The following is a 21843-nucleotide window of genomic DNA, read 5'->3' on the forward strand; positions in this document are numbered from 1 at the left end:
GTCCTTCCCTATATACATTAATAGTATGAATTAATTGATAAAAAGTAACGATTAGAACAATTATCTAAACGCTACCCTTCAAACGACGCAGACTACGCTGCAACCGGCTATCTTCTTCCCTTACAGACAACATCACTTCCTCGATATAACTTAGATGTTCATTCGAGGCTTCTCTTGCTGCTTCGGGATCACGGCGCACGATAGCGGCAAGCAGGTCTCGCCGATGATCATTTGCCATCTTGGATGCATCGGCTCTACGCTTAAGCAGTTCCAAGTTTTGCGCCACATTCTTATGCAACACAGGGGATAAACTTAATACCAAGTGCAGCATCGCCACATTGTGAGATGCTTCGGCAATCGCACGATAAAAACAGACGATGGCTTTAGATTTAACCTCAATATCGGAGGCGGCCTCTACTGCTTGGATTTTTTGTTTGATGTTTGCCATATCCGCGTCGGTGCCCCGAAGCGCAGCAAAATAGGCCATCATGCCTTCAGTGGCGTGACGAAACTCGAGTAAGTCATACTGACTCTCAGAATCGCTATGCATCAGCTCCACAATAGGATCGGCAAGGCTCTGCCAAAGTTGCTCTTTGACATAGGTGCCACCACCTTGACGGCGGAGCAATAAGCCTTTTGCTTCTAACTTTTGAATGGCTTCACGAAGAGATGGTCGAGAGACTTCAAATTGAAGTGCCAATTCACGCTCTGGAGGTAACTTCTGGCCAGGTTGCAAACTCCCTTCAAGGATCATCTGCTCTAACTGCCCCATAATCACATCAGAGATTTTTGGCTGGTTGATTTTGCTATAAGCCATATGGCCCTCAGCTCCTATTGTAAATTGGTCTTACCAATTTAATTGACTGAGCGCACTTTATCAAATCACATTTCAGATGTCTAGCTTGTGATCTACATCATGTAAACTCACGATTTGTGAGAATAGCTGATATTTCTTAGCAAGGGGTCTGACCATTAGGTTAAATACGACAATTACACCGATAAAGTACCTATAATCGCGTCAACCAATATTGAACATTGCTATCTATAGCAGCTAAAGCAAACACCGACTAGCTGCAGGCTAACATTACACCACCACACCAAAAATCGTTAACAAAGACAACCCCGTAACCAATAAGATAAAATTACGCTTACTCAACTGTAGTAAAGAGATGGTCGATTGCACACAAATGGGGGTTTTAGATGAAGTTTCGATAGTTTCTGCCGCCAGCGCAACCTCGGTGACTATCTCCCTCGCCGACTTTGTCCAGTCAAAAGCTAAATGTCGCCACTTTGAAAATGCAGCAGAAAAATGACCACTCAACACATAACCAAAAGCAATCAATCGACTGGGTAACCAGTCTAACAAGGTTAATGTCGAGTCAACTAAAGGTAATGATTTCCCCTTAGCCTTTGCATCATCAGCAAAATAGCGAGTAGTACAATAAAGCACCGCGCCGGCCGGACCAAAGAAGATAAAATAAAGTGCTACAGCACCATAAAAGCGATAATTAAGCCAAGCGACCGTTTGTCCAACTTTCGCGCCTAAATCCTCTTCAGAAACGGCATCCACAGCAATTGAAGGGTCGAGCGCATCAGCAAAGTGATAGCACGCCTGCACATCGCCACGACATGCGGCCTGAATATATTGTTTAAATATTTGACGTTGCTTTAAATGACTAAAACATAAAATTGCGACAGCAACCCAAAGCACTAGGCTAACAACGCCCCAAACCATACCTGTCACGAACCATGCTAGCACTTGTACACTTATGGCTGGCAGCACTAAAGCGATTGCCATCATGAGATCATTACCGAGCTGCTTGCTGCCGAAAAAAGCCTTGGCATAAAACGACAATAGTGTCTCTAACTGCCATGCCTGAGGTAATAGCTTTAAACGTTCAATCATGATCGCAACTAACAATGAAAATAGCGCCATCTAATTCCCCTTATCGACAAGACTCATTTTGTACCTTGGCCAATCAAAGCTATCGCCAGGATCGGTTTTTCTCCCTGGCGCAATATCGCAATGACCCACAATCGATCCAACATTGAGCATAGGATACGCTTCAAACAAGGCCAACGTTAATTGCTGCAATTGTTGGTATTGTTCATCGGTATACGCAATATTATCCGTTCCCTCTAACTCAATCCCAACGGCAAAGTCGTTACATCCATCTCTTCCCTGATAACAAGAAACACCAGCGTGCCATGCTCTATCATCACAACTCACATATTGCACCAGCTCACCGTCACGCCGAATAAGAAAGTGCGCCGAAACTTGTAATCCTTTTAACTCACAAAAACTGGGATCGGCTTCCACTTCTAAGCAACCTTGGAAAAGCTGATCGATAAAAGGAGTGCCGAATTTGCCCGCTGGCAAACTAATATTATGGATCACCAGTAAGCTCACTTCGCCATCTGGACGAGCATTAAAATGGGGCGACTCACATCTTCTCCCATAATCAATCCAGCCAGCTTTAAATGGTTTCATACTCACCAATTAACTCTATAAATTATAAAAGATAAACCTCAATCCACTTTACCCACTTTTCACTATTGGTGCTAGACTTTTAACCCAAGTGATTAGCAGGCTATCTCTGTTTCTACTGACGTAATTATTCCAATCAATTTTAACCTGCTTTTTCATTAGCAAATTTGCTATCATCAATGCAATAAGAACAAGTGCTTGCAGCGTACACTTTAGCCGCTAAAACAGAGCAAAGTGGAACTCACATTCCTTCATCTAAAGAGCCAGTCGCAAAAGGCAAAAGCCTACAGAGTAAAGCCATTAGATGAAAGTAGTCATAAAGAAACTCATGCTCAACGCTAAGCCCATTGAGGATAGAAACATGCTCGAAAATGATATTCGATTATCAGTCAAAATCGCATTAGAAGAAGATTTAGGTTATCAAGCCGATAGCAACCTTAACGCCGAGGAGAAACTCGAGGCGGACATCACGGCTCAGTTGATCCCAAGCGACAAATACGCCGAAGCGACACTTATCACCCGTGAAGAAGGCGTGTTCTCTGGTAAAGCTTGGGCCGAGCAAGTGTTTAATCAGTTAGGCGGTGAAGTAGCACTTCATTGGCACGTCGATGACGGCGATCTGCTGGTACCAAATCAAGTGTTATGCGAAATGTCAGGTCCTGCACGAGTCATCTTAACGGGTGAACGTACCGCGATGAATTTTATCCAAACATTATCTGGCGTTGCCACACTGACTAAGCATTATGTGGATAGAGTTGCTGGTACAAATTGTAAACTGCTCGATACCCGCAAAACGATTCCCGGCCTGCGCACTGCGCAAAAATATGCCGTCACCTGCGGCGGCGGTAAAAACCACCGTATCGGGCTGTTCGATGCTTTCCTTATTAAGGAAAACCACATCATGGCCTGCGGATCTATCGCTAAAGCGATTGAATCAGCACGAGCCCTCGCCAGCGACAAAATGGTAGAAGTGGAAGTCGAAAGCATTAATGAGCTAAAGCAAGCCTTAGATGCCGGAGCTGACATCGTGATGCTGGATAACTTTGATGTCACCATGATGATCCAAGCCGTCGAGCTCAACCAACGCTTTCATAAAGAGCAGGGCTACCCAGCAGCCCAGCGAGTGAAATTAGAAGTCTCAGGTAATGTTACCTTAGATACCATCGCCGACTTTGCCAAAACCGGCATCGATTACATTTCTGTCGGTGCCTTGACCAAACATGTCAAAGCATTAGATCTCTCTTTGCGCTTAAAAGACTAACGAGCTGTTCCTAGTTCCTAGCCTCTAGGAACTAGGTCCTCACTATGCTCGCCTCTAACCTCGCTGCCCTTACCTCGCCCGAGCCAAAACATCTTCGCAACAATCCTGTAACGCAAGCGTGGGTGTTCACAATTCCCCCAAAACAGCAGTGCTATTTTTTTGACTAAAACCCACCAAGTGTCATTTTTTCAGTCAGCGCCAAAAAGATGCTATAACTTTTTTAACAACAATAGTACCTCGTTAGACAAATTTACCATCAAATTAATACTTTGGTGTAATTTATGGTTTCATTTTATTTAACTTTGTACTAACTTTGACAGTAGGCGAGATGGCCCTTTCGGCCAGCTCACCATTAAGGTAGACCAAATTGTGAAATTGAAGTGGTCGGGAATTAGGTTTAAAGCTCTAGTACTGAATTTTATCACAGCATTGTTATCAACAAGTTAATACGGTACACAATGATGAAGTTCATCAACTAGCGTTAAAAACTGGTATAACATGCAAACATAAATGCACAATACCAATAAGCCAAATTACAAGGGTCACTTCGATCTAACAAGCAACTAAATGGTGCAGTTTGCCGAAACGACATACATCATATTGATGATTAAACCGTAACTAAATATAGTTGATAGCAATAACGATTTGACCAGGGATGAAACAGCCGACCACACGCAGGAGCGTAACGTTTAGGTCTAATGTTGTATTAATAGTGTGCTAGTGCTTTAAGCAAGAGTGTTAACCACTAATATTATGACTAAACTTAAACTTAAAGTTACAGTTGCTACAGGCTCAAAGGTTAACGCCTCAAAGCTGCAAGCAAAGGGTTAGGTGAATCGAGTCAGCGTTCTGTCAAACGGAGAGAGAAAAAATGAAAGGTATCAAAATGTCTCGTAACATGAGCAATGCTAAGGGTTTCACCCTAATTGAATTAATGATCGTTGTTGCAATCATCGGTATTCTCGCTGCAATTGCACTACCAGCTTATCGGGATTATGTAGCAACCTCTCACGGTGGCGCAGCAATGAAGGGTGTTGCAGGCTTTGCCCAGAAAGGGGTTGCATGTGCTCAAACAGGAATTGGTTGTGACACTTTAGCTACTGAAGTAGGAGCTGTAAATGAAATGAGTGGAACAGTGGCTGAAGGTACTGGTGGCTCACTTGCATATGACGATGGTGAATGCGTTGTTACCGCAACAATACCTGCAAACAGCGTTGTTACCTATGCGGCTACTGTGTCAGCTTCTTCTACTGGTGGAACAACGGCAACTCAATGTGAAGAAGGTGCGGGCTTACTCTAAAAATGCTATAAGTCATAAAGTCACTTGTTCCAAATTAAGTCAGATAAAATTTATCTGACTTAATTTTCTTTCAGTTATACCTATTGATTTTTGGAATCATGTCTATTTAGGTTTAAATTATGCCTACAAGCGGTTTGCATCTTGGTCTATCTACACTATTCATTCGCAAACAACTGCTAAGCGAAGAACAGATCGCCACCGCGATACAACAGTCTCGCCAATCTAAGCTTTCTCTTGTATCAACTATAGTATCTGAACAGTTACTATCCGCTCGAGAAATCGCTGAACTCTGTTACGAAGAATATGGCACCCCGCTGTTAGATCTTAATGAATTCGATATTTCCAGTATCCCCGAAGACTTCCTGAATCGCAAACTGATTGACAAGCATAAATGTCTCCCGCTATTTAAGCGTGGCAATCGCCTCTATATAGGCACCTCAGACCCCACCAATATTGCCGCACTTGAAGATTTTCAATTTAGTGCCGGCCTGCACGCCGAAGCCATACTGGTCGAAGATGACAAACTGACCAAGGCGCTGGAAAAAGTCCTCGAAGAAGATATCTCAGCGCTGAATTTAGATGGTATCGATGAAGACTCTCTATCGGGTATAGAAATCACCGATACCGATAAGCGTAATGAAGAACCGCAAGGGGAAGCCAGTGATGACGCCCCCATCGTCATCTACATCAATAAAATTTTAACCGATGCCATACGTAAGGGCGCATCGGATCTCCACTTTGAGCCTTATGAGAAGCGTTATCGCATCCGTTTTCGTATTGATGGTATTTTACATGAAGTTTCCGAGCCACCAGTAAACCTCGCAGGTCGAATTTCTGCTCGATTAAAGGTCATGTCAAAGCTGGATATCGCAGAGCGCCGCGTCCCTCAAGATGGCCGCATCAAGATGAAGCTGTCTCGCACTAAATCTATCGATTTTCGTGTCAGCACCCTGCCAACAATCTGGGGCGAGAAGATCGTGATGCGTATCTTGGACTCCTCATCGGCACAACTCGGCATTGAAAAGTTGGGCTACGAGGACGACCAGCGAGAGCTTTATGAACAGATGCTAGCCAAACCCCAAGGCATGATCTTAGTCACTGGCCCCACGGGGTCAGGTAAAACCGTTTCCCTCTACACAGGTCTCAATATTCTCAATACCGAAGAGCGCAACATCTCTACCGCTGAAGATCCGGTTGAAATTAACTTAGAGGGCGTCAATCAGGTCCATATTAACTTAAAAGCTGGCCTCACCTTCGCATCAGCTCTGCGCTCATTCCTGCGTCAAGACCCCGATGTGGTGATGGTCGGTGAGATACGAGACTTAGAAACCGCCGAAATCGCCATTAAAGCGGCGCAGACGGGTCACTTAGTCCTTTCCACTTTACATACTAACTCAGCAGCCGAAACCCTCACTCGCCTGATTAACATGGGAGTCCCTGGGTATAACATTGCCAGTTCGGTCAACCTGATTATTGCTCAGCGTCTATCACGCCGATTATGCACCGAGTGCCGAGCACCAGAAGAGGTGCCCGAGCACGAACTACTGCGTTTAGGCTTTACTCAAGCACAAATCGATGAAGGGTTTACTGCCTATAAACCGGTAGGATGCGACCTTTGCTCCGGCGGTTATAAGGGCCGCGTCGGTATTTATGAGGTGATGAAGATGTCAGATGAGATTGCCCGTACTATTATGGAAGGAGGAAACTCGCTACACATCGCCACCATTGCGAAACAACAAGGTATGCGTGATTTGCGAGACTCTGGTCTTCGTAAGGTGATCGCAGGAGTAACCAGTATCGCCGAAATTAACCGAGTCACCAGTTTTTAACAACTACATTTACTACCTAGTATCCTAGCACCTTAAGAATAAGGATTTATCATGGCAACCGCATCACTTGCTAAGAGTAAGGCTCAAATAAAAAGTAAAAAGCAAAAAGCGGCCAAGGCGCAACCTAAAGTCGTCACCTTCGAGTGGAAAGGCACCAACCGCGATGGCAATAAAACCTCAGGAGAACTCCGCGGAACATCTGTTAACGAGGTAAAGGCTCAGCTCAAATCCCAAGGGGTTAACCCCAAAGTCGTCAGGAAAAAACCTGAATCTCTGTTTAAAAGCAACCCCAAAATCACCGCCATGGATATCGCCATGATGACTAGGCAAATTGCAACAATGCTGGCAGCGGGCGTGCCAATTGTAACCACTCTTGAAATGCTCGGACGCGGTCACGAAAAACCCAGAATGCGTGAGCTTTTGGCGACAATTGTTAGTGATGTTCAGTCTGGGATTCCACTGTCAGATTCCTTGAAGCCCCATAGAAAATATTTCGATGATCTATACGTAGACTTAGTGGGTGCCGGCGAACATTCTGGTTCACTGGATGCCGTATTCGATCGCATCGCAACTTATCGCGAGAAAGCCGAAGCCCTCAAATCAAAAATCAAGAAGGCGATGTTTTATCCTGCGGCAGTTGTAGTTGTTGCTGTAGCCGTTACAGCACTATTACTACTTTTCGTTGTACCACAATTTGAAGAGATATTTAATGGCTTCGGTGCCGAGTTGCCAGCCTTTACCCAAATGATTATCGGGATCTCACGTTGGTTACAATCCTCTTGGTATTTCTTTGTTATAGGCATGATCGCAACCGTTATTGCATTTAAACGGGCACATTTAACTTCTCAGGCTTTCCGAAATAAAGTCGATCAATTTGTTTTAAAAATTCCTGCAATTGGACTCATCCTGCATAAAGCTGCCATGGCTCGTTTTGCGCGGACCTTAGCTACTACCTTTGCAGCGGGCGTACCATTGATTGATGGCTTAGAATCTGCAGCCGGAGCCTCGGGTAACTATGTCTATCGCAGCGCCTTGATAAAGGTCAGACAAGAAGTGATGTCAGGCATGCAGATGAATGTCGCCATGCGTACTACTGGGATTTTTCCCGATATGCTGATTCAGATGGTGATGATAGGTGAAGAATCGGGTGGCCTCGATGAGATGCTTAACAAAGTTGCTAACATCTATGAGATGCAGGTCGATGATGCCGTCGATGGATTATCGAGTCTCATCGAACCCATCATGATGGTAGTGATCGGCACCTTAGTCGGCGGACTAATTGTCGGTATGTATCTACCTATCTTCCAATTAGGTAAAGTAGTAGGCTAGCTCTTAACATCTTTTGTAAATAATAGGGTAACTAATAACAGGGCAAGAGACCCTGTTATTTATAACTCTACATTGAATGTATTAATTTAAGAATAATAATGAATCAATTTATCCAATTAATGGCGCTGTACCCTTTACTGTTTGCCGCACTCGCTTTTATCTTCGCTGCCACCATTGGCAGCTTTTTAAATGTCGTAATTCATCGCCTACCAGTGATGATGAAGCGAGAATGGCAACAAGAGTGCAATCAATACCTTGGTGAATATCACCAACCGATCCCAAAAGAGTTCGCCGACAAACTTGCTAAACCTATCGATGATTATCCCGAAAAATATAATCTTGTAGTGCCTGGCTCAGCCTGTCCCAAATGTAAAACCAGTATTAAACCTTGGCATAATTTGCCAGTGTTAGGTTGGCTAATACTCGGCGGTAAGTGCGCCAGCTGTAAAACGGCTATCTCTGCTCGCTACCCCATCATTGAAGCGATAACAGGTTTAGCGGTAGCCTATTTAGCCTACCATTTTGGCCCAACCGAGCAGTTTGTGTTTTCGACACTGTTAACCTTTGGCTTGATTGCACTCACTGGAATCGACCTCGATGAAATGCTACTGCCAGATCAAATAACCCTGCCGCTACTTTGGTTTGGCTTACTGATTAATCTAAATAGCACCTTCACGTCGCCTACCGAAGCTATAATCGGTGCCGCAGCGGGTTATATAAGTTTATGGAGCGTCTTCTGGGGCTTTAAACTCCTTACGGGTAAGGAAGGTATGGGTTACGGTGACTTTAAGCTGTTAGCAGTCTTTGGCGCTTGGTTTGGCTGGCAACTGCTACCACTAATCATACTGCTATCATCTGTTGTCGGCGCTCTGGTTGGTGTCTTGCTGATAATCAGTAAACGCATTAATTCTGGTAACCCAATCCCCTTTGGTCCCTATATCGCCCTTGCTGGCTGGATAGCGATGATCTGGGGCGAGCAGATAGTGAACTGGTACCTCTCTACACTTTGATGATCATTTCAATCTCACAAGAGCGAACCTAGACCATGTCTAATTTTATCGTAGGCCTCACCGGCGGGATAGGCAGTGGCAAGACCACGGTCGCCAATCTGTTTGCCGAATTAGGAGTCACATTGGTCGATGCCGACATAGTAAGCCGCGAAGTCGTTGCTAAAGGCTCGACAGGATTAAACAAGATTGTCGAACACTTTGGCAGCTCGATATTGCTCCCCACAGGCGATCTAGACAGAGCCGCATTACGAGAACGCATCTTTAGCAATAGTCAAGAACGAGAATGGCTTAATAGTCTACTTCACCCAATGATTAGAGAAGAGATGCTCGCTCAACTAAAAAAAGCGACTTCACCTTACGCTATTTTAGTTGTCCCCTTGCTATTTGAGAATGGTTTAGATAGGTTAGTTAATTGCACCTTAGTGGTTGATATTTCGCCAGCACTACAAACTAAACGTACCATGGACAGAGATTCTGTCAGTGCAGAACAAGTACAAAATATAATAGCTAGTCAAGCCAGCAGGGCTGACAAACTAGCAAGAGCTGATGATGTCATCGACAATCAAGGAACGATATCAGCGTTAAAAAGCAAGGTCGCTTTATTACATAATAAATACTTAAAATTAGCAGATCGCACTTGATAATGTCATGAATGAATTGATCTATGAACAGCCACTTAACGAGAAAACTCGCAGCTATTTGCGTCTTGAATATCTCGCCAATCAACTGCAGAGCAATTTAGATCAAGATCATCAACATCGATGTTTTTACCCTCTTTTTTCACTCTGTGACTTAACAGAGCGTTGTGACTATCGCGGCGAAATCATCCAAGATATCGACAAACAGCTAATCACCCTCAAAAAGTGGCAAAGCCTGCCCCATATCGATGAACAGCAGGTGATTTCCTATGTTGAACAACTACAAGATGCGCGTAAGTGTTTACTCAGCAGTGACCGTCCAGGACAAGCATTAAAACAAGATCGATTTTTATCGGCGTTGCGCCAACGCTTTGGAATGCCAGGTGCTTGTTGCAACTTTGACCTACCACAACTCCATTATTGGTTAGCAAAATCGTGGGAAGTTCGTCAGCAACAATATAAAACTTGGATAGCGCATTTCACCTGTTTGCTCACGCCGATAACACTGCTACTTGAACTCACCAGAAAAACTACAGATTATAATCCAGCAACCGCTGTAGCTGGATTTTATCAAGGCAACAGCAACCAAGACTTATCGTTAATTCGAGTTAAACTGGATGCCTCTCAGGGTTGCTATCCAACCATCAGTGGTAATCGCCATCGCTACGCTATCCATTTCGTGTTATTTGAACAGCAAAAACATTCCGACAAAACCATCGACTTTATGTTGGCAACCTGCGGCTAAACTGATTACCATTACCCCACAGTTAAACGTGTTAATGGAAACCTAATGCCTACAGTAGTCAATTGCCCTACCTGCCAAACACAAGTTGAATGGTCTGCAGAATCAAAATTCAAACCCTTTTGCAGTGAGCGCTGCAAACTTATCGATCTCGGCGACTGGGCATCTGAAAAACATGCTATCCCAGTTAAACCCGAATTCGATGCCGAATCATTAGATTCTCTTGGGTATGACGAAGCCGATTTTTTTAAGGACAATTGATGAAAAGAGTTCATGTTGCCGTTGGCGTGATATTCAACAATCGAAATCAAATTTTGTTGGCCAAAAGACCCGATAACCTTCATCAAGGTGGTAAATGGGAGTTTCCTGGTGGCAAGGTTGAAAATAATGAAACGACCTCAGAAGCTTTAATCAGAGAGCTTAAAGAGGAAGTGAATCTCGCGGTCATATCCACAACGCCATTAATGACCATTTCACACGATTATCCTGATAAACAGGTACTATTAGATATTCATACCGTGAAAGATTTCTCTGGAGAACCTAAGGGACTTGAAGGGCAACCTATTACTTGGGCCGACATAGAAACACTGAAAGATTACAACTTTCCCGCAGCCAATACTCCCATTATCGAGAAGCTCCTCTCTTTATAGCCTCTATATTGTCAATATTATCTGCTGTCCTTTTGATAAAGTTTGGTCTTTATCGAAAGGACGAATTCATGGCTACTTTGATAATGACCACCGAACCAAAGCCTCTGAATTGCTACAGAAGCTTTCATTTTCATGTTTGTGGATAAGTACGACGATAGTCGGCCGCTAAGAACACGGCGCTATAGCGTAGCAAGGGCCGACTCAAAGAAGCTAACCTACCGCTCCTTTAGCAATGACGTACATCACCTCGCACTGTCGCTATCATTACTCTGAGAAAAAAATGCGAAAAAGCCCTAGCATTTCTGCTAGGGCTTATCGTAATGTTGGCGGAGCGGACGGGACTCGAACCCGCGACCCCCGGCGTGACAGGCCGCTTTCTGTTTATAAAAAAGCTAACCAACTGAACTACCGCTCCTTTAGCAATGACGTACATCACCTCGCACTGTCGCTATCATTACTCTGAGAAACAAATGCGAAAAAGCCCTAGCATTTCTGCTAGGGCTTATCGTAATGTTGGCGGAGCGGACGGGACTCGAACCCGCGCCCCCCGGCGTGACAGGCCGCTTTCTGTTTATAAAGAAGCTAACCAACTGAACTACCGCTCCTTTAGCAATGACGTACATCACCTCGCTCTGTCGCTATCATTGCTCTGAGAAACAAATACGAAAAAGCCCTAGCATGTCTGCTAGGGCTTATCGTAATGTTGGCGGAGCGGACGGGACTCGAACCCGCGACCCCCGGCGTGACAGGCCGGTATTCTAACCAACTGAACTACCGCTCCTTTAGTAAAACGCTTACGCGGGATACTAAATTAGGCGCCTGGAAATGACCTACTCTCACATGGGGAGACCCCACACTACCATCGGCGCGATTGCGTTTCACTTCTGAGTTCGGGATGGGATCAGGTGGTGCCACAATGCTATGGTTTCCAGACAAAATTGGAAATTTGAAAAGCTGTTTAAAATTGAGTCACACTAAATCAAGTGCGGTATTCTTTCGCTAAGTATTCACTTAGTTAGAAACCCTTTTGGGTTGTATGGTTAAGCCTCACGGGTCATTAGTACAAGTTAGCTCAACGCCTCACAACGCTTACACACCTTGCCTATCAACGTAGTAGTCTCCTACGGCCCTTTAGAGGACTTAAAGTCCTAGGGATGACTCATCTTAGGGCTCGCTTCCCGCTTAGATGCTTTCAGCGGTTATCGATTCCGAACGTAGCTACCGGGCAATGCCATTGGCATGACAACCCGAACACCAGCGGTTCGTCCACTCCGGTCCTCTCGTACTAGGAGCAGCTCCCTTCAATCATCCAACGCCCACGGCAGATAGGGACCGAACTGTCTCACGACGTTCTGAACCCAGCTCGCGTACCACTTTAAATGGCGAACAGCCATACCCTTGGGACCGACTTCAGCCCCAGGATGTGATGAGCCGACATCGAGGTGCCAAACACCGCCGTCGATATGAACTCTTGGGCGGTATCAGCCTGTTATCCCCGGAGTACCTTTTATCCGTTGAGCGATGGCCCTTCCATTCAGAACCACCGGATCACTATGACCTACTTTCGTACCTGCTCGACGTGTATGTCTCGCAGTTAAGCTGGCTTATGCCATTGCACTAACCGTACGATGTCCGACCGTACTTAGCCAACCTTCGTGCTCCTCCGTTACTCTTTGGGAGGAGACCGCCCCAGTCAAACTACCCACCAGGCACTGTCCTCAACCCCGATTCAGGGGCCAGAGTTAGAACATCAACACTACAAGGGTGGTATTTCAAGGTTGACTCCACAAGAACTGGCGTTCCTGCTTCTAAGTCTCCCACCTATCCTACACATGTAGGGTCAATGTTCAGTGCCAAGCTATAGTAAAGGTTCACGGGGTCTTTCCGTCTAGCCGCGGGTATACGGCATCTTCACCGCAATTTCAACTTCACTGAGTCTCGGCTGGAGACAGCGTGGCCATCATTACGCCATTCGTGCAGGTCGGAACTTACCCGACAAGGAATTTCGCTACCTTAGGACCGTTATAGTTACGGCCGCCGTTTACCGGGGCTTCGATCATGAGCTTCTCCGAAGATAACCCAATCAATTAACCTTCCGGCACCGGGCAGGCGTCACACCGTATACTTCCTCTTGCGAGTTTGCACAGTGCTGTGTTTTTGATAAACAGTTGCAGCCACCTGGTATCTGCGACTCCCGTCAGCTTAGAGAGCAAGTCTCATCACCAACAGGAGCGTACCTTCTCCCGAAGTTACGGTACCATTTTGCCTAGTTCCTTCAGCCGAGTTCTCTCAAGCGCCTTGGTATTCTCTACCCAACCACCTGTGTCGGTTTGGGGTACGATTCCTGCTAACCTGAAGCTTAGAAGATTTTCCTGGAAGCATGGCATCAACTACTTCAGTTCCGTAGAACCTCGTCATCAACTCTCAGTGTATGTGCACCCGGATTTGCCTAAGTGCACCACCTACTGCCTTAAACGCGGACAACCAACGCCGCGCTAGCCTAGCCTTCTCCGTCTCTCCATCGCAGTTAGCAGAAGTACAGGAATATTAACCTGTTTCCCATCGACTACGCCTTTCGGCCTCGCCTTAGGGGTCGACTCACCCTGCCCTGATTAACATTGGACAGGAACCCTTGGTCTTTCGGCGTGGGGGTTTTTCACCCCCATTATCGTTACTCATGTCAGCATTCGCACTTCTGATACCTCCAGCGTGGGTTACCCCTTCACCTTCAACGGCTTACAGAACGCTCCTCTACCGCACTAGCGCAAGCGCTAGTACCCATAGCTTCGGTGTATTGCTTAGCCCCGTTAAATCTTCCGCGCAGGCCGACTCGACTAGTGAGCTATTACGCTTTCTTTAAATGATGGCTGCTTCTAAGCCAACATCCTAGCTGTCTAAGCCTTCCCACATCGTTTCCCACTTAGCAATAACTTTGGGACCTTAGCTGATGGTCTGGGTTGTTTCCCTTTTCACGACGGACGTTAGCACCCGCCGTGTGTCTCCCGAGTAGTACTCATTGGTATTCGGAGTTTGCAAAGGGTTGGTAAGTCGGGATGACCCCCTAGCCTTAACAGTGCTCTACCCCCAATGGTATTCGCTCGAGGCGCTACCTAAATAGCTTTCGAGGAGAACCAGATATCTCCCGGTTTGATTGGCCTTTCACCCCCAGCCACAAGTCATCACCGCATTTTTCAACATACGTGTGTTCGGTCCTCCAGTTGATGTTACTCAACCTTCAACCTGCCCATGGCTAGATCACCGGGTTTCGGGTCTACACCTTGCAACTAAACGCGCAGTTAACACTCGGTTTCCCTACGGCTCCGCTATTCGCTTAACCTCGCTACAAAATGTAAGTCGCTGACCCATTATACAAAAGGTACGCAGTCACGGTCTCAAGAACCGCTCCCACTGCTTGTACGTATACGGTTTCAGGTTCTATTTCACTCCCCTCACAGGGGTTCTTTTCGCCTTTCCCTCACGGTACTGGTTCACTATCGGTCAGTCAGGAGTATTTAGCCTTGGAGGATGGTCCCCCCATGTTCAGACAAGATGTCACGTGTCCCGTCCTACTCGTTTTCACGTAAAGTTAGTTTTCATGTACGGGGCTATCACCCTGTGCCGCTGTGCTTTCCAACACATTCCACTAACACCCTCTACGCTTAAGGGCTAATCCCCGTTCGCTCGCCGCTACTAGGGGAATCTCGGTTGATTTCTTTTCCTGAGGGTACTTAGATGTTTCAGTTCCCCTCGTTCGCCTCATTAAGCTATGTATTCACTTAATGATGACAGCTTATGCTGCCGGGTTTCCCCATTCGGACATCGTTAGCTCAAATGCTTGTTACTAGCTCGCCAACGCTTTTCGCAAGTTACTACGTCCTTCATCGCCTCTGACTGCCAAGGCATCCACCGTATACGCTTAGTCACTTAACCATACAACCCAAATGAGTTTCATAAACTAATGTCTACAAATCACATCCTATCCAAGCGGGTAAGCTCGGACGTTGTATCGTAACTAATGGTGTTTACTTTCGCCAAAAGAATACTCATGAATCATCATCCTAATTAAAGGTAATGATTCGGCACTTGATTTAAGTGTTTGAGAACTCAATTTTAATTTTCGCGTCAATGCTACAAACCATAACCACCTACAATGTAAGTAATTACAGTCCCTTTCACATCAACACTATCAGCTTTCCAAATTTTTAAAGAACAAGCATCGCCGTTAAGACGTGCCACCTGCTCTAACAAGAACAAGTTATCTGTGTGAACACTCAACAAACATTAAGTTAGTCGTATAGGTAAGGAGGTGATCCAGCCCCAGGTTCCCCTAGGGCTACCTTGTTACGACTTCACCCCAGTCATGAACCACACCGTGGTAAACGCCCTCCCGAAGGTTAAGCTATCTACTTCTGGTGCAGCCCACTCCCATGGTGTGACGGGCGGTGTGTACAAGGCCCGGGAACGTATTCACCGTGGCATTCTGATCCACGATTACTAGCGATTCCGACTTCATGGAGTCGAGTTGCAGACTCCAATCCGGACTACGACAAGCTTTGTGAGATTAGCTCCACCTCGCGGCTTTGCAACCCTCTGTACTTGCCATTGTAGCACGTGTGTAGCCCTACTCGTAAGGGCCATGATGACTTGACGTCGTCCCCACCTTCCTCCGGTTTATCACCGGCAGTCTCCCTAAAGTTCCCACCATTACGTGCTGGCAAATAAGGATAAGGGTTGCGCTCGTTGCGGGACTTAACCCAACATTTCACAACACGAGCTGACGACAGCCATGCAGCACCTGTCTCACAGTTCCCGAAGGCACTAAGGTATCTCTACCAAATTCTGTGGATGTCAAGAGTAGGTAAGGTTCTTCGCGTTGCATCGAATTAAACCACATGCTCCACCGCTTGTGCGGGCCCCCGTCAATTCATTTGAGTTTTAACCTTGCGGCCGTACTCCCCAGGCGGTCTACTTAATGCGTTAGCTTGAGAACCCAGTGTTCAAGACACCAAATTCCGAGTAGACATCGTTTACGGCGTGGACTACCAGGGTATCTAATCCTGTTTGCTCCCCACGCTTTCGTACATGAGCGTCAGTCTTTGTCCAGGGGGCCGCCTTCGCCACCGGTATTCCTTCAGATCTCTACGCATTTCACCGCTACACCTGAAATTCTACCCCCCTCTACAAGACTCTAGTCTGCCAGTTCGAAATGCAGTTCCCAGGTTGAGCCCGGGGCTTTCACATCTCGCTTAACAAACCGCCTGCGTACGCTTTACGCCCAGTAATTCCGATTAACGCTTGGACCCCTCGTATTACCGCGGCTGCTGGCACGAAGTTAGCCGGTCCTTCTTCTGCGAGTAACGTCACACCTAAACGCTATTAACGCTTAAGCTTTCCTCCTCGCTGAAAGTGCTTTACAACCCGAAGGCCTTCTTCACACACGCGGCATGGCTGCATCAGGCTTGCGCCCATTGTGCAATATTCCCCACTGCTGCCTCCCGTAGGAGTCTGGGCCGTGTCTCAGTCCCAGTGTGGCTGATCATCCTCTCAGAACAGCTAGGGATCGTCGCCTTGGTGAGCCATTACCTCACCAACTAGCTAATCCCACCTAGGTACATCCAATCGCAGAAGGCCCGAAGGTCCCCTCTTTTCCCCCGTAGGGCGTATGCGGTATTAGCAGTCGTTTCCAACTGTTATCCCCCTCGACTGGGCAGTTCCCTAGGCATTACTCACCCGTCCGCCGCTCGTCAGCAAATTAGCAAGCTAATTCCTGTTACCGCTCGACTTGCATGTGTTAGGCCTGCCGCCAGCGTTCAATCTGAGCCATGATCAAACTCTTCAATTAAAGTTTTGTTGAAGCTAAAAGCTTCGGCTCAATGAATTCTGATTCCACATTAAAGACTCGGAAGAATCTCTAACATGTTGTACATATTGCTATGAACACTCATCTTACATTGAGTAAAATTTTTTGATTGCTTTACATCCGAAGACAGAAAAGCAATTTCGAATAACTCAACACCTGTGAGTGTCCACACAGATTTCTTGTTTCATCTTGTTAAAGAGCGTGGCTAACATGACGTTTTAACGCGTTCATTTAGCCGCCGTTGACGCTAGGTCGTTGGCTTAGGGATGCGTATTCTACACTTCCCGCTGTTGGCGTCAAGTGCTAATTTTAAGAAGTTTTTCAAGCGATGATTTCTTAAACAGCCATCATCATTTGAAGCCCTTAAAAGCGCTATCACCGAATTCAAATCGCTTACGCTTTTTGAATCCCTAACACCGCTGCAAGTCCCATACAATCTAGCTTGTCGCTAACTCGTTGGCCTGCTGTGCCGTGTCAGTGGATGCGCATTATAGGGAGTTCTCGGATGGGCGCAAGCGCTTTTTTAAATAAAATTACATTTATTTTTTATACCTCATATAAGCACATGCTTTGCACTAGTTACGCACAGACTTACCCACAAAATGTGGTAATATACTTATGATTTACAGCTCATCATGCAATCCATTCCACTATAGGCATTAATCTTACTATCGAGCATATGATGAAGCACAGGCATTTAGTACAGCTGTAGTACGCCCATAATCAAACAACGGTAATAACAATTAAGCTGTACGGATTAATCTCACATCAAAATGAAGCACCGCATTTGCACCTATTTTACCGCCATTACCTTTTTTCCCCCAAGCTAACTCGGGAGGAAGAACAAATTCATAACGAGAACCGATAGGCATCAGCAATATCCCTTCACGTAAGCCGTCAATTGCTTCGCGTAGCTCAAAAGTTTCAGGCATACCTTCACGATAGCTATCTGCAATGACACTACCATCAGCTAATAAAATTCGTTGATTGATCACTACAGTATCGGTTTCACTCACATACAAGCCTTCCACTAACTCTATAACCTTATACATAAGCCCTGATTCACAGACTACTGTATTGGGATGGCGGCTAAACTTCTCGAGAAACTGTTCGCTATTTTTACGGTTACTACCAGAAGAGCCTTTTGACCTTGATGTTTGTTTACGAGCCATTTTATACCTACATAACGCAACGAATAATTAATCGAGTCAGTATATCGAATAGTTAATTTTTTCACTTAGGTAACTTTCAATATCAAAACCTACTTGTCCCGTCCTGAAATAAGTTGACGGTTTTTATTAGACCATTAGCGTGTGCTGCTGGTCATTTTTGTGCACTTGATTTGGCGTTTTATTCCCAAACTTAAGTGCGGTCTCACTGATTATATATAAATACCGACTCTTCAACGAGCCGTTTCAATTCATTTATGCTACTACACGGATATAGCAAAAACTCTTGCTTCAAAAACCATTAATTCGCTTTGCCAATGCATTTTGGTGACAATCCTATCCATCTGTCATTGATGCCCGAATATCATTCTCTTTCAGTGCAGACTGGTCGACCTATGAGCCGTGTTGTAACCCTCTATCCAAGTGACGAATAGCGCGGTGCTAATATTGACGATTACTCGCCATCATTTTTTAATGCCTTAACGACATCCGTTGCTTTCATCTCGTTACTGAGTTCATAGCTCATAACCTTACGGCTAAATGCATCAGTCATCAGCGATAGGTCGGCCCACCTTCTGAAGAAGGTGGCTTTGTATTAGCCCCCTCAAAGGGGGCCAAAAGCGTCTACTTATTTACCCAACCTATTTTTGGCTCTATTTAACCTGCTTATAGCGTTGGGAAAATAATTACACTGCCCCGTACGATGGGTAACTGCATCTATCCATCAATGCAAATTACAGGCTAAGCCTAAATGATGATAACCACCTACTGAAGTAGGTGGTTTAGGGCTGAAAATAAAAAAAGGGCCCTTTGGCCCTTTTCTTATTACGCGCTATATGATCAAGCCATGTAATGCTCTGGTAAAGTCGTTATCGCAGCGACGCCTGAATCAATAGCCGCTTGCGCCACAGCTTTAGCAACGTTAGATAATAAGCGGGTATCCATAGGCTTAGGAATAACATAGTCAGGGCCAAACTTAAGCTCTGATACGTCAGGATAAGCCGCAAGTACTTCTGCTGGTACCGGCTCTTTTGCTAATGATGCGATTGCGTGAACGGCAGCAATTTTCATTTCATCATTAATTTTCGACGCGCGCACATCTAAAGCACCGCGGAAAATAAATGGGAAACAGAGCACATTATTCACTTGGTTTGGATAATCGCTACGTCCAGTGCCCATGATCAGGTCTTTGCGTACATCATGGGCCAATTCTGGCTTAATTTCTGGATCTGGATTAGAACACGCAAAAATTACAGGCTTGTCAGCCATTAATTTAACATCGTCAGCCGTTAATACATCTGCCCCTGACAAGCCCAAAAATGCATCTGCGCCTTTAATCACATCTTGTAAGGTACGTTTATCGGTATTGTTAGCAAACAATGCCTTATACTCGTTGATATCTTCACGGCGGGTGTGAATGACCCCTTTACGATCTAACATATAAACGTTTTCACGCTGCACACCGCATTTCACTAACATCGTCATACAAGCAATCGCTGCCGCTCCTGCGCCCATACAAACAAATACGGCTTCATCGAGCTTCTTACCTTGGATTTCAATCGCATTGATCATGCCTGCCGCGGTAACGATAGCTGTACCATGTTGGTCATCATGGAATACGGGGACATTACAACGTTCAATTAGCGCCTTTTCGATTTCAAAGCACTCTGGCGCCTTAATATCTTCTAGGTTAATGCCACCAAAGGTATCGGCAATCGCCTCAACAGTATTGATAAATTCCTCTGTGGTACGATGTTTGATTTCGATATCTGTCGCATCAATATTAGCAAAGTGTTTGAATAGCAGCGCCTTACCTTCCATTACAGGCTTGGACGCTAATGGGCCTAAGTTACCCAGACCAAGGATCGCCGTGCCATTAGAGATCACCGCAACGGTATTTCCCTTTGCTGTATAGCGATAGGCATCATCAGGATTGGCTGCTATCTCGCGCACTGGCTCGGCAACACCTGGACTGTATGCCAGAGCCAGATCCATACTGGTCTCTGCGGGCTTGGTCAGGCTAACAGCGGTTTTACCTGGAACGGGGAACTCATGGTAGTCAAGGGCTTGTTGACGGAAATCGGCCATTTTAATAATCCTGAAAAATGCGACAAATGAATCTTAGAGTGAGGTCTAAACTTGCCTGTCCGCCAACAAAATATTCACAAGTTAACGAACAAGATTGTTAAGCGGCTAAGATACTCGAATCAAGACACTTTTTAAACAAGATATTAGAAAATTTCAGTTTGTTATCGGTCAAATCATTCTAAGGCGTATTTTGCAAACCTATCTGTGAAGGATGATAACTGATTAACTGCCACTTTTTGTAGGAATAATACAACTCTCCACGGACAATTACGGGGCTTTCAAGCAGGTTTAGGTTCAAAATATTGTTAAATTTACCAGATTCTTCTCTAGGTATGCCCACATAAAACTTTTCATCAATAATTAGCCAAATATGCTGACCTTTTCTTTCAAAACCGGTAACGACTCCTCGGATCTCTCTCCAACGATTTAGATCATCACGAGTGATTTGATCGACAGTCATAGGTTGGTATTGTGCAAATTGCCATAAACCGACTCGATTATTACGCGCTTGTCGTTCGACGCCCTCCAAACATTGCCAAAAATAATCATTTTGATAAACCCGAGCTTTGGCATAACCATTACTAAGCATCAATTCCTGCAAATGAATGCCGTCCTCAGTATAGGCATAAGCAAGGGTCTTACCTTTAGGATCTAAGCGTTTACGATCGAAAGCAAGGTTGAGTTTTTGGCCAGGCTGAAGATGTTGTTGGAGAAATTGCCGAGCTTGATTAGCAAACGGCTCGGATAATTCTGGATAGTCGCGATCAATATCTGGAGCATCAATACCAATCAAGCGAACATCTCGATCATCTGCTAATTTAATGGTATCGCCATCAATCACACTTGCAAACTCAACTATTTCATCATATTGAGTGGGTACACAGAGGCTTTGCCCAGCTAAACAAGATAGTGGCAATTGAAACAGCAGTATCATGCAGATATTTTTCATCGCTTATCAAACCCCTCGATAAAGTAAAACCCAACTTATACTGGTTAGTATTATACCTTTTGCATTAATTCAGAGCTCTTCAGGATTTTCTACTCAAGGCGTATCAGATGCGATTAGCTTCAACCATCCTGCGTACGTACAAACCATTAAATTCTCGCTAAATGGTCAAGCACTTAATGTAATTGGTATTATAGTCAGAATTAAGATTAAACAAGTTATAACACATAAAGGGCTTAAATCGCAGGCAACAAAAAAGGCGTCATATAGACACCTTTTTTAAATTCATTACAGAAGTAATATTTACTTCTTACCAAGCATACCGAAGCGCTTGTTGAACTTGTCGATACGTCCGCCAGTATCCATAACTTTCTGGGTACCAGTGTAGAATGGGTGACATGCACCACAAACGTCTAGGTGAAGTGGCTTACCAGCAGTAGAGTTTACTTTGATAACGTTACCACAAGTACAAGTTGCAGTGATTTCTGCATAATCAGGATGAATGCCTGCTTTCATTGGGATTACCTCAAGTT

16 protein-coding genes, 3 tRNA genes, 3 rRNA genes and 1 pseudogene are annotated in these 21843 nt (G+C 45.2%); 9 read left to right on the forward strand and 14 right to left on the reverse strand.

Going from position 1 to position 21843, the window contains the following annotated elements; translation table 11 throughout:
- Positions 1-64: 64 nt before the first annotated feature.
- The 3 genes from pdhR to ampD form a co-directional block, all read right to left on the reverse strand.
- Positions 65-817 (reverse strand): pyruvate dehydrogenase complex transcriptional repressor PdhR, encoded by a 753-nt coding sequence (pdhR, locus tag K0I62_RS17255; RefSeq protein WP_220069270.1) that lies wholly within the window; start codon positions 815-817, stop codon positions 65-67.
- A gap of 267 nt (positions 818-1084) precedes the next feature.
- The gene (gene ampE / locus K0I62_RS17260; RefSeq protein ID WP_220069271.1) at positions 1085-1936 is read right to left on the reverse strand and encodes a beta-lactamase regulator AmpE; all 852 of its coding nucleotides are present in this window, start codon (positions 1934-1936) and stop codon (positions 1085-1087) included.
- A complete protein-coding gene (gene ampD / locus K0I62_RS17265; protein ID WP_220069272.1) occupies positions 1937-2491 on the reverse strand; it encodes a 1,6-anhydro-N-acetylmuramyl-L-alanine amidase AmpD in 555 nt (184 codons plus the stop codon). It lies immediately after the preceding gene.
- Positions 2492-2849: 358 nt separating this feature from the next.
- Here ampD and nadC point away from each other — a divergent pair, with 358 nt between their 5' ends.
- From nadC to mutT, 9 genes are all read left to right on the forward strand, one after another.
- Positions 2850-3749, forward strand: coding sequence for a carboxylating nicotinate-nucleotide diphosphorylase (gene nadC / locus K0I62_RS17270; RefSeq protein ID WP_220071437.1), 900 nt, complete (start codon positions 2850-2852; stop codon positions 3747-3749).
- 871 nt (positions 3750-4620) lie between these two features.
- Entirely contained in the window at positions 4621-5049 is a 429-nt protein-coding gene (locus K0I62_RS17275; protein ID WP_434086818.1) for a prepilin-type N-terminal cleavage/methylation domain-containing protein, read from the forward strand.
- A gap of 119 nt (positions 5050-5168) precedes the next feature.
- Positions 5169-6878 (forward strand): type IV-A pilus assembly ATPase PilB, encoded by a 1710-nt coding sequence (gene pilB / locus K0I62_RS17280; protein WP_220069273.1) that lies wholly within the window; start codon positions 5169-5171, stop codon positions 6876-6878.
- Positions 6879-6929: 51 nt separating this feature from the next.
- On the forward strand, positions 6930-8207 hold the full coding sequence (locus K0I62_RS17285) for a type II secretion system F family protein (RefSeq protein ID WP_220069274.1): 1278 nt from the start codon (positions 6930-6932) through the stop codon (positions 8205-8207).
- 98 nt (positions 8208-8305) lie between these two features.
- On the forward strand, positions 8306-9217 hold the full coding sequence (locus K0I62_RS17290) for a prepilin peptidase (RefSeq protein WP_220069275.1): 912 nt from the start codon (positions 8306-8308) through the stop codon (positions 9215-9217).
- 35 nt (positions 9218-9252) lie between these two features.
- The gene (coaE, locus tag K0I62_RS17295) at positions 9253-9858 is read left to right on the forward strand and encodes a dephospho-CoA kinase (RefSeq protein WP_220069276.1); all 606 of its coding nucleotides are present in this window, start codon (positions 9253-9255) and stop codon (positions 9856-9858) included.
- A 7-nt stretch (positions 9859-9865) separates the two neighbouring features.
- Positions 9866-10600, forward strand: a complete 735-nt coding sequence (gene zapD, locus K0I62_RS17300) for a cell division protein ZapD (RefSeq protein WP_220069277.1) — start codon at positions 9866-9868, stop codon at positions 10598-10600.
- A 45-nt stretch (positions 10601-10645) separates the two neighbouring features.
- A complete protein-coding gene (yacG, locus tag K0I62_RS17305; RefSeq protein ID WP_220069278.1) occupies positions 10646-10858 on the forward strand; it encodes a DNA gyrase inhibitor YacG in 213 nt (70 codons plus the stop codon).
- A complete protein-coding gene (gene mutT / locus K0I62_RS17310) occupies positions 10855-11247 on the forward strand; it encodes an 8-oxo-dGTP diphosphatase MutT (RefSeq protein WP_220069279.1) in 393 nt (130 codons plus the stop codon). Before yacG ends, mutT begins: the two co-directional genes overlap by 4 nt.
- 324 nt (positions 11248-11571) lie before the next feature.
- On the opposite strand, the gene K0I62_RS17315 is transcribed toward mutT, so the two are convergent.
- The 11 genes and pseudogenes from K0I62_RS17315 to rpmE form a co-directional block, all read right to left on the reverse strand.
- Positions 11572-11662: transfer RNA gene (locus tag K0I62_RS17315), tRNA-Asp, on the reverse strand.
- Between the two features lie 99 nt (positions 11663-11761).
- Positions 11762-11852, reverse strand: a tRNA-Asp gene (locus K0I62_RS17320).
- 99 nt (positions 11853-11951) lie between these two features.
- Positions 11952-12028: transfer RNA gene (locus tag K0I62_RS17325), tRNA-Asp, on the reverse strand.
- A gap of 36 nt (positions 12029-12064) precedes the next feature.
- A 5S ribosomal RNA gene (gene rrf / locus K0I62_RS17330) occupies positions 12065-12180 on the reverse strand.
- 103 nt (positions 12181-12283) lie between these two features.
- A 23S ribosomal RNA gene (locus tag K0I62_RS17335) occupies positions 12284-15177 on the reverse strand.
- A 369-nt stretch (positions 15178-15546) separates the two neighbouring features.
- Positions 15547-17089: ribosomal RNA gene (locus tag K0I62_RS17340) — 16S ribosomal RNA — on the reverse strand.
- The 16S, 23S and 5S rRNA genes sit together here with 3 tRNA genes alongside, the layout of an rRNA operon.
- Positions 17090-17850: 761 nt before the next feature.
- Positions 17851-18279: an FKBP-type peptidyl-prolyl cis-trans isomerase gene (locus tag K0I62_RS17345; protein WP_220069280.1), complete on the reverse strand. Its 429-nt coding sequence runs from the start codon at positions 18277-18279 to the stop codon at positions 17851-17853.
- A gap of 126 nt (positions 18280-18405) precedes the next feature.
- Positions 18406-18838 (reverse strand): annotated as a pseudogene (locus K0I62_RS17350) (integrase core domain-containing protein); the annotation flags it as partial.
- 278 nt (positions 18839-19116) lie between these two features.
- A complete protein-coding gene (locus K0I62_RS17355; RefSeq protein ID WP_220069281.1) occupies positions 19117-20364 on the reverse strand; it encodes a malic enzyme-like NAD(P)-binding protein in 1248 nt (415 codons plus the stop codon).
- A gap of 178 nt (positions 20365-20542) precedes the next feature.
- Positions 20543-21313 carry a thermonuclease family protein gene (locus K0I62_RS17360; protein ID WP_220069282.1) on the reverse strand — a complete coding sequence of 257 codons (771 nt, stop codon included), beginning with the start codon at positions 21311-21313 and terminating at the stop codon, positions 20543-20545.
- A 300-nt stretch (positions 21314-21613) separates the two neighbouring features.
- Positions 21614-21826: a 50S ribosomal protein L31 gene (gene rpmE / locus K0I62_RS17365; protein WP_220062832.1), complete on the reverse strand. Its 213-nt coding sequence runs from the start codon at positions 21824-21826 to the stop codon at positions 21614-21616.
- Positions 21827-21843 lie beyond the last annotated feature (17 nt).

The organism is Shewanella psychrotolerans (assembly GCF_019457595.1).
Taxonomy (GTDB): domain Bacteria; phylum Pseudomonadota; class Gammaproteobacteria; order Enterobacterales; family Shewanellaceae; genus Shewanella; species Shewanella psychrotolerans.

Coding starts and splice junctions, on each gene's coding strand:
- pdhR (WP_220069270.1), bottom strand. CDS start 817: ATGGCTTATAGCAAAATCAACCAGCCAAAAATCTCTGATGTGATTATG.
- ampE (WP_220069271.1), bottom strand. CDS start 1,936: ATGGCGCTATTTTCATTGTTAGTTGCGATCATGATTGAACGTTTAAAG.
- ampD (WP_220069272.1), bottom strand. CDS start 2,491: ATGAAACCATTTAAAGCTGGCTGGATTGATTATGGGAGAAGATGTGAG.
- nadC (WP_220071437.1), top strand. CDS start 2,850: ATGCTCGAAAATGATATTCGATTATCAGTCAAAATCGCATTAGAAGAA.
- K0I62_RS17275 (WP_434086818.1), top strand. CDS start 4,621: ATGAAAGGTATCAAAATGTCTCGTAACATGAGCAATGCTAAGGGTTTC.
- pilB (WP_220069273.1), top strand. CDS start 5,169: ATGCCTACAAGCGGTTTGCATCTTGGTCTATCTACACTATTCATTCGC.
- K0I62_RS17285 (WP_220069274.1), top strand. CDS start 6,930: ATGGCAACCGCATCACTTGCTAAGAGTAAGGCTCAAATAAAAAGTAAA.
- K0I62_RS17290 (WP_220069275.1), top strand. CDS start 8,306: ATGAATCAATTTATCCAATTAATGGCGCTGTACCCTTTACTGTTTGCC.
- coaE (WP_220069276.1), top strand. CDS start 9,253: ATGTCTAATTTTATCGTAGGCCTCACCGGCGGGATAGGCAGTGGCAAG.
- zapD (WP_220069277.1), top strand. CDS start 9,866: ATGAATGAATTGATCTATGAACAGCCACTTAACGAGAAAACTCGCAGC.
- yacG (WP_220069278.1), top strand. CDS start 10,646: ATGCCTACAGTAGTCAATTGCCCTACCTGCCAAACACAAGTTGAATGG.
- K0I62_RS17345 (WP_220069280.1), bottom strand. CDS start 18,279: ATGGCTCGTAAACAAACATCAAGGTCAAAAGGCTCTTCTGGTAGTAAC.
- K0I62_RS17355 (WP_220069281.1), bottom strand. CDS start 20,364: ATGGCCGATTTCCGTCAACAAGCCCTTGACTACCATGAGTTCCCCGTT.
- K0I62_RS17360 (WP_220069282.1), bottom strand. CDS start 21,313: ATGAAAAATATCTGCATGATACTGCTGTTTCAATTGCCACTATCTTGT.
- rpmE (WP_220062832.1), bottom strand. CDS start 21,826: ATGAAAGCAGGCATTCATCCTGATTATGCAGAAATCACTGCAACTTGT.